4 protein-coding genes are annotated in these 7,318 nt (G+C 58.8%); all 4 read right to left on the reverse strand.

What is annotated here, in order from left to right; all coding sequences use genetic code 11:
* Positions 1-27: 27 nt before the first annotated feature.
* Entirely contained in the window at positions 28-1,407 is a 1,380-nt protein-coding gene (locus ACWNZ1_RS23160) for an OprD family porin (RefSeq protein WP_256454262.1), read from the reverse strand.
* A gap of 173 nt (positions 1,408-1,580) precedes the next feature.
* Positions 1,581-3,182, reverse strand: coding sequence for an ABC transporter substrate-binding protein (locus ACWNZ1_RS23165; protein WP_456027916.1), 1,602 nt, complete (start codon positions 3,180-3,182; stop codon positions 1,581-1,583).
* A gap of 304 nt (positions 3,183-3,486) precedes the next feature.
* Entirely contained in the window at positions 3,487-5,112 is a 1,626-nt protein-coding gene (locus ACWNZ1_RS23170) for an ABC transporter substrate-binding protein (RefSeq protein ID WP_135843673.1), read from the reverse strand.
* A 256-nt stretch (positions 5,113-5,368) separates the two neighbouring features.
* Positions 5,369-6,970, reverse strand: coding sequence for an ABC transporter substrate-binding protein (locus ACWNZ1_RS23175; protein WP_456027917.1), 1,602 nt, complete (start codon positions 6,968-6,970; stop codon positions 5,369-5,371).
* Between the last annotated feature and the right edge of the window lie 348 nt (positions 6,971-7,318).

Raw genomic sequence — 7,318 nt, forward strand, 5'->3', positions numbered from 1 at the left:
TCGTGAGTCGACCGTTCGGTGCAGCGTTTAGAGAATGTTGAACGGGATGGTGGTGACCAGGCGGAACTCGTTGAGGTTGCCATCAGCCTGGTTTTCGCTGGCGCGGTGCGTGGTGTAGGTCGCGCGTACAGCGGTGGCCTTCAGCGGGCCGCTTTGTACGGCGTAAGACGCACCGATGCCGTATTCGTAGTGATGTTCACCGTCCATGGCTCTCACATCGGTATAGCCGGTGCTGTTGTAATGCGTACCGTCGATGCCCCAGCCGCGCGCCTGATAGATGTTGAATTTCAGGCCAGGTACGCCGTATTCGGCCATGTTCAGGCCGTAGGCGATCTGGAAGGATTTCTCGTTCGGGCCGTTGAAGTCCGACAGCAGGGAGTTGGCCAGGTAGATGCCGTTGGTTTCGTGCAGGTAGTCGAAGTACTCGTTACCGTCCACTTCCTGGTACGAGAACGTCAGGCTGTGAGCCTGGTGAGTCAGACCAAACGACAGGGAGTAGGTATTGTTGTCGATATCACCCAGTTTGCTTTTGCCCGAATCCACAGTCCTGTAGTAGTTCAGGCCGGTGGTCAGGCTCAGCACCGAGCTGTCGCCCAATACGTGGCTGGCGCCGAAGTAGTATTGGTTCCACAGGTCTTCGGCCTGGGTGCCCCACAGGCTGGTGGTGAGGCTGGCGAACGGCTGGTAGGTGATACCGGCGGTGTTCACATGATCAGCTTCGGCCGAGGAGCTGCCGTATTCGGAACGGAACTTGGTGAGGCTTTGCTCGGTACGGGGAGAGTTGCGGTCGAAGGTCGCGACGTCGAATGTCAGGTTTTCGAGTTCTTCGCTGTGCAGGCTCACACCCTGGAAGCTCGAAGGCAGGGCACGGTTACCGATGACGTCGACCATCGGGCTGCTGAAGTTTTGACGACCGGCGGTCAGGGTGGTGTTGGAAACGCGTGCCTTGACGTTCGCCAGACCCAGTTTGCTCCACTGGTCGACGGCGTCGCCGTCGGAGTGCGCCAGGGTACGGTTGGAACCGCCCATGATGTCATCGTGGTCGCCGAGCAACGCGATCGCGTTATAGGCCGCGACTTCAGTGCTGAAGCCAACGGTGCCTTGGGTGAAGCCGGAGGTGTAGTTCAAGATGGTGCCCTGAACCCAGTTGGTCCGGCGCGAATCGCTGTGTGTAACGCCGTCGCGCGTGTAGCTGAAGGCGCTGCCGCGGCGGCGCAATTCGTTGGAGTACCAGTTGCGAGTGCTGCCACTGACCGACTGGCCTTCTACGAAACCGGTGGCTTCGGATTGAGCGCTGGTGGTCTTGACGGTCACCGGATTGAACGCCTGGCTCTGCGATTCTGCGTATGCCGTGGCGGTGACGCTGCTGATGGCCAAGGCCAGTAACGCGGTGCTGCTCAGTTTCATGGGTAACGCTCCTTTTCTTTCTTCTTAATGCCGGTCTTTTTAGGTGATACGGCTATTGGTTTTTACAACTCATTCACGGCTAGCAAACGTTTGCATGGCGCCTGATCGGCGAATTAAGGCAAAACATCTGCGAGAGGGCTTCCAAAGGAAACCCTCGCTGTGTGGCTATACGGTTATGGGTTCAGGCTGACGCCCGAGAACACGTTGCGACCGAAGGGGCTGACTTTGAACCCTTCGACTTTGGTACTCAGCGGCTGGTTGACCGTCGAGTGGGCGACAGGGGTGATCGGCACTTGCTGCTTGAGCAACTGCTGGGCCTGTTTGTAGAGCACGGTGCGCTGGTCGCGGTCGGTGACGACCTTGGCCTGCTTGATCAGCTTGTCGTAATCCTGGTCACACCACATGGAGTAGTTGTTGCCGCCAATGGCGTCGCAGCTGTACAGCGTGCCCAGCCAGTTGTCCGGGTCACCATTGTCGCCGGTCCAGCCGATCAGGCTGATGTCGTGCTCGCCGTTCTTGGTGCGCTTGATGTACTCGCCCCATTCGTAGCTGACGATCTTCACCTTCAGACCGATTTTCGCCCAGTCGGCCTGGAGCATCTCGGCCATCAGCTTGGCGTTGGGGTTGTACGGGCGTTGCACGGGCATGGCCCAGAGGGTGATTTCGGTGCCGTCCTTGACCCCGGCGGCCTTGAGCAGCTCTTTGGCTTTTTCCGGGTTGTAGGCGGTGTCCTTGATCGTGTCGTCGTAGGACCACTGGGTCGGCGGCATGGCGTTGACCGCCAGTTGCCCCGCGCCCTGGTACACGGCGTTGAGGATGCTTTGCTTGTTCACCGCCATGTCCAGCGCCCGGCGTACTTCGACCTGGTCGAAGGGTTTGTGGCGAGTGTTGTAGGCGATGTAGCCAAGGTTGAAGCCGGGCTTCTCGATCAGTTGCAGCTTGGGGTCGTTCTTCAAGGCTGGCACGTCGGCCGGGCGTGGATGCAGGGTGACCTGGCATTCGTTGGCCTTGAGTTTCTGCACCCGTACCGAGGCATCGGTGTTGATGGAGAAAATCAGATTATCCAGCTTGACCCGTTCCGGCGCCCAGTACTGCTTGTTGGCGACGTAGCGGATATTGGAGTCTTTCTGGTAGCTCTTGAACTCGAACGGCCCCGTGCCGATCGGCTTCTGGTTGATGTCGCTGGGCTTGCCGTTCTTGAGCAACTGCTCGGCGTATTCGGCCGACAGGATCGCGGCAAAACTCATGGCGATGTTCTGGATGAACGCGGCGTCCACGCTGTTGAGGGTCATGACCACCGTCAACGGCCCGGTCGCTTCCACCTTGGCGATGTTCTTGTTCAGGCTCATGCCGTTGAAGTACGGAAACTCGGTGGGATAGGCCTTGCGGAACGGATGCTGCGGGTCAAGCATGCGATTGAAGGTGAACAACACGTCGTCGGCGTTGAAGTCCCGGCTTGGTTTGAAGTAGTCGGTGGTATGAAACTTCACCCCTTCACGTAGGTGAAAGGTGTATTTCAGGCCGTCTTCGGAAATGTCCCAGCTTGTTGCCAGGCCCGGGACGACGTTGGTCGCGCCTTTTTCAAACTCCGCCAGGCGGTTGTACAGCGGCTCCGCGGCATCGTTGTCGGTGGCCGTGGTGTATTGCGCGGTGTCGAAACCGGCCGGGCTGCCTTCGGAACAGAACACCAGGCTGCCGCCAGCTGCCTGGGCCATGGACGCGGCGGCCAAGAGGCCGGTGCCCAACAATGTGGATAAAACCAAGGTATGGCGCATGACGCTCCCTCTCTCGTTCGGGGTGTTTAACAGTGAACCGGTGTCTTTCCGGGACATGTCCGGAACACTGAGCTCAATCCATTGCACAGCAATGCCGCAAGGCTAGCAAACCGACCAGGCCCCGACGGTATGAGCCGTGGGCCAGGCAGTAAATGCGTAATGCCTGAAAGACTTGTGGGAAAAGGCGATACGTCCGAAACCAACTGCTGTGGTACGCAGTGCTTTTGGATGTAGGCGATTTCCTGGGTCTTGGTCTCGGCAGATAAAGCAACGGCGCCGTTAAAAACGTCGCCGTTGCCTACCTTTATTTGCTGACGCTGACGCCGTAGAAGGAGTTCAAGCCAAAGGGGCTGATCTTGAAATCCTGCACGTTGGCGCGCATGGGTTGGAACACCGTCGAGTGAGCGATGGGTGTCATCGGGACAGCATCTTTGAGGATGTGTTGTGCCTGCTTATACAGCTCGGTGCGCTTGGACTGATCCGAAGTGCGCTTGGCTTGCTTGACGATATCGTCGAACTTCTTGTCGCACCATTTCGAGAAGTTGTTGCCTTGCAGCGAGTCGCAGCCAAACAACACGTTGAGCCAGTTGTCCGGGTCACCGTTGTCGCCGCTCCAGCCGATCAGCATGGCGCCGTTTTCACCGCCCTTGGAGCGCTTGATGTACTCGCCCCACTCGTAGGTGACGATCTTGGCCTTGATCCCGATCTTGGCCCAGTCCGACTGCAGCATTTCGGCCATCAGCTTGGCGTTCGGGTTGTAGGGACGCTGGACCGGCATCGCCCACAGGGTGATCTCGGTGCCTTCCTTGATGCCGGCTTCCTTGAGCAGCTCTTTGGCTTTCTCGGGGTTGTACGCGGCGTCCTTGATGGTGGTGTCGTAGGACCACTGGGTCGGTGGCATGGCATTGACGGCCAGTTGGCCTGCGCCCTGGTACACCGAGTCGATGATCTGCTGCTTGTTGACGGCCATGTCCAGCGCCTGGCGCACTTTCAGCTGGGCCATCGGGTTGGGCTGGTCGCTGCCCTTGATCTTGTCCATCACGTTGTAGGCGATGTAGCCCAGGTTGAAGCCCGGTTGGTCCGGCATCTTCAGGTTCTTGTCTTCCTTGATCGCCTTGAGGTCGGCCGGACGAGGGAAGAGGGTGACCTGGCATTCATTCTTTTTCAGCTTCTGGATACGCACCGACGGGTCGGTGGTGATGGCGAAGATCAGGTTGTCGATCTTCACGTCATCCGGAACCCAGTATTCCTTGTTGCCGGTGAAGCGGATGTTCGAGTCTTTCTGGTAGCTCTTGAAGACGAACGGACCAGTGCCGATGGGCTTCTGGTTGATATCGGCGGCCTTGCCTGCCTTGAGCAACTGGTCGGCGTACTCGGCGGACTGGATGGAGGCAAAGTGCATGGCCATGTTCTGGATGAACGCGGCGTCTACGGCATTGAGGGTGAACTTGACGGTCTTGGCGTCGATTTTCTCGACCTTGGCGATGTTGGTGTCCATGCCCATGTCGGTGAAATACGGGAATTCGGTCGGGTACGCCTTACGGAACGGGTCATCCTTGTTGATCATGCGATTGAAGGTGAACAGCACGTCGTCGGCGTTGAATTCGCGGGTCGGCTTGAAGTACGGGGTGGTGTGGAACTTGACGCCTTCACGCAGGTGGAAGGTGTAGGTCAGGCCGTCGTCGGAAATGTCCCACTTGGTCGCCAGGCCAGGAATCACAGCGGTGCCGCCGCGCTCGAACTGGGTCAGGCGGTTGAATACGGTTTCTGCGGAGGCGTCGAAGTCGGTTCCGGTGGTGTACTGACCAGGGTCAAAACCGGCCGGGCTCCCTTCGGAGCAGAACACCAGGTTAGTCGCGGCTTGGGCGAAAGGTGCGCTGGCTAATAAGCTCGCGCCGACTAAAAACGGAATGACCGCTTGTTTAAGCATGTTGGCCTCATGATTTGTTGTCATTTTTGGATTTGAGGGCGACCTCGTGAGTCGTCCTGCGGATACTTATGCAGGCCCCATACCCAATGCAAGATCCAGAGCGGTCACAAGTCCGATTCAGTGGCACGAACGTACCTTAATGTCGCATCTGTATAACTTCTGACGCAGTTGACCGTTTGCGCGGGTTTTTTCGGGGTAAAACTCGCTCCGTACCGGTGCATTGAAAGGGGCGAAATGCACCGGGTTGGGGCGGGTGCTACTTCTTCAAACCCACGCCGTAGAAGGGCGTCAGGCCGAATGGGCTGAGTTTGAAATCCACCACTTGCCTGTTTATCGGTTGAAAGACCGTCGAGTTCGCGATGGGGGTGATGGGCACCTGTTGCTTGAGGATTTTCTGCGCTTGTCGATACAAATCGATCCGTTGCTGGCGGTCGTTCGAGACTTTGGCTTGCTGGATCAGCCGGTCATACGCCGGGTCGCACCACTTGGCGTAGTTGCTGCCCTTGACCGCCGCGCAGCTGTACAGCACGCCCAGCCAGTTGTCCGGGTCGCCGTTGTCGCCGGTCCAGCCGTAAATCATTGCATCATGCTCACCATTTTTTGCGCGCTTGATGTACTCGCCCCATTCATAGCTGACGATGTTGGCTTTGATGCCGATCTTGGCCCAATCCTGCTGGATCATCTGCGCAGACATTCGCGCATTGGGGTTGGAGGCGCGCTGCACTGTCATCGCCCATAAGTCGATGGTGGTACCCGGCGCAACCCCTGCTTCCTTGAGTAGCGCCTTGGCCTTGGTCACGTCGTGGGGCGCGTCCTGGATGGCCGGGTCGAACGACCACTGGGCCGGTGGCAAGGCGTTTTGCGCCAGTTGGCCGGCGCTCTGGTACACGGCCTTGATGATTGCGGGTTTATCGATGGCCATGTCCAGCGCCTGGCGGACCTTGAGCTGGTCCAGGGGTGGATGTGTCACGTTGTAGGCCAGGAAACCCAGGTTGAAGCCGGGCTGCTTGAGCACCTGCAGGTTCGGGTCTTGCTCGATGATCTTGATGTCAGCCGGACGCGGGTAGCCGCTGACCTGGCATTCGCCGCGCTTGAGCTTTTGCAGGCGTACGGCGGCGTCCGGGGTGATGGAGAAAATCAGGTTGTCGAGCTTCACGTCCTCGGGTTTCCAGTACGCGGTGTTGGCGGCGTAGCGGATCTGCGAGTCCTTCTGGTAGCGCTTGAACACGAACGGCCCGGTGCCGACGGGTTTCTGGTTGAGGTCCCCGGCCTTGCCTTCCTTCAACAACTGCGCCGCGTATTCGGCGGACTGCACGGAGGCGAAGCTCATCGCCAGGTTCTGCACGAAAGCGGCGTCGACGTTGTTCAGGTTGAAACGCACGGTGTGCTCATCGACTTTCTCGACGCTCTTGATCGTGGTGTTCAGGCCCATGTCGGTGAAGTACGGCGACTCGGTGGGGTAGGCCTGGCGGAACGGGTGTTGCGGGTCGAGCAGGCGCTGGAAGGTGAACAACACGTCGTCAGCGTTGAAGTCGCGGGTGGGGGTGAAATAGTCGGTGGTGTGGAATTTCACGCCGTCGCGCAGGTGGAAGGTGTAGATGAGGCCATCGGCGGACACGTCCCAGCTCGTGGCCAATCCGGGTTCGACCTCGGTACCGCCGCGCTTGAATTGGGTGAGGCGGTTGAAGACGGTTTCGGCCGAGGCATCGAAGTCGGTGCCGCTGGTGTATTGGCTGGGGTCGAACCCGGCGGGGCTGGCTTCGGAGCAGTAGACCAGGGTGGTGGCGGCCTGGGCCAGTGGGGCGCTGCTGATCAGGGCTAGGGTGAGTAGGAGTGGTTTGAAGGTGGTTCTGTCCATGAAATCCCTTGGGGGGTGGTGACGGTTTTCAGGAGAGTAGCGTTGCGGGTGGGGGTGTTGGAAATATCGAAAAGTGAGGGGGACTGTTGGGTTTGGGCATAGCGCTTTGGACGAGGCGGCCTGACAGCCGGCCTGGTTCCCCCGGTCGAACACCCTTCAGATCTGTGGGAGCAAAGCTTGCTCGCGAGGCGGCCTGACAGCCGGTCAGAATGTTGTTGGCTGAGTACATATCCATTGCTGCGGTAACGGCGGCTTAGGGTTCCGCCCTTACGGCCATCCCTTTCAAGGTCTTAGGTAAAATCCCCTGAAGTTTCTATCAGGGATACCAGAACGATGTGGGCCGATGTT

It is taken from the genome of Pseudomonas sp. CFBP 5748, from assembly GCF_053850495.1.

Bases quoted from the DNA above. Each gene is read 5' to 3' on its own strand.
- ACWNZ1_RS23160 (WP_256454262.1), bottom strand. From the start codon at position 1,407: ATGAAACTGAGCAGCACCGCGTTACTGGCCTTGGCCATCAGCAGCGTC.
- ACWNZ1_RS23165 (WP_456027916.1), bottom strand. From the start codon at position 3,182: ATGCGCCATACCTTGGTTTTATCCACATTGTTGGGCACCGGCCTCTTG.
- ACWNZ1_RS23170 (WP_135843673.1), bottom strand. From the start codon at position 5,112: ATGCTTAAACAAGCGGTCATTCCGTTTTTAGTCGGCGCGAGCTTATTA.
- ACWNZ1_RS23175 (WP_456027917.1), bottom strand. From the start codon at position 6,970: ATGGACAGAACCACCTTCAAACCACTCCTACTCACCCTAGCCCTGATC.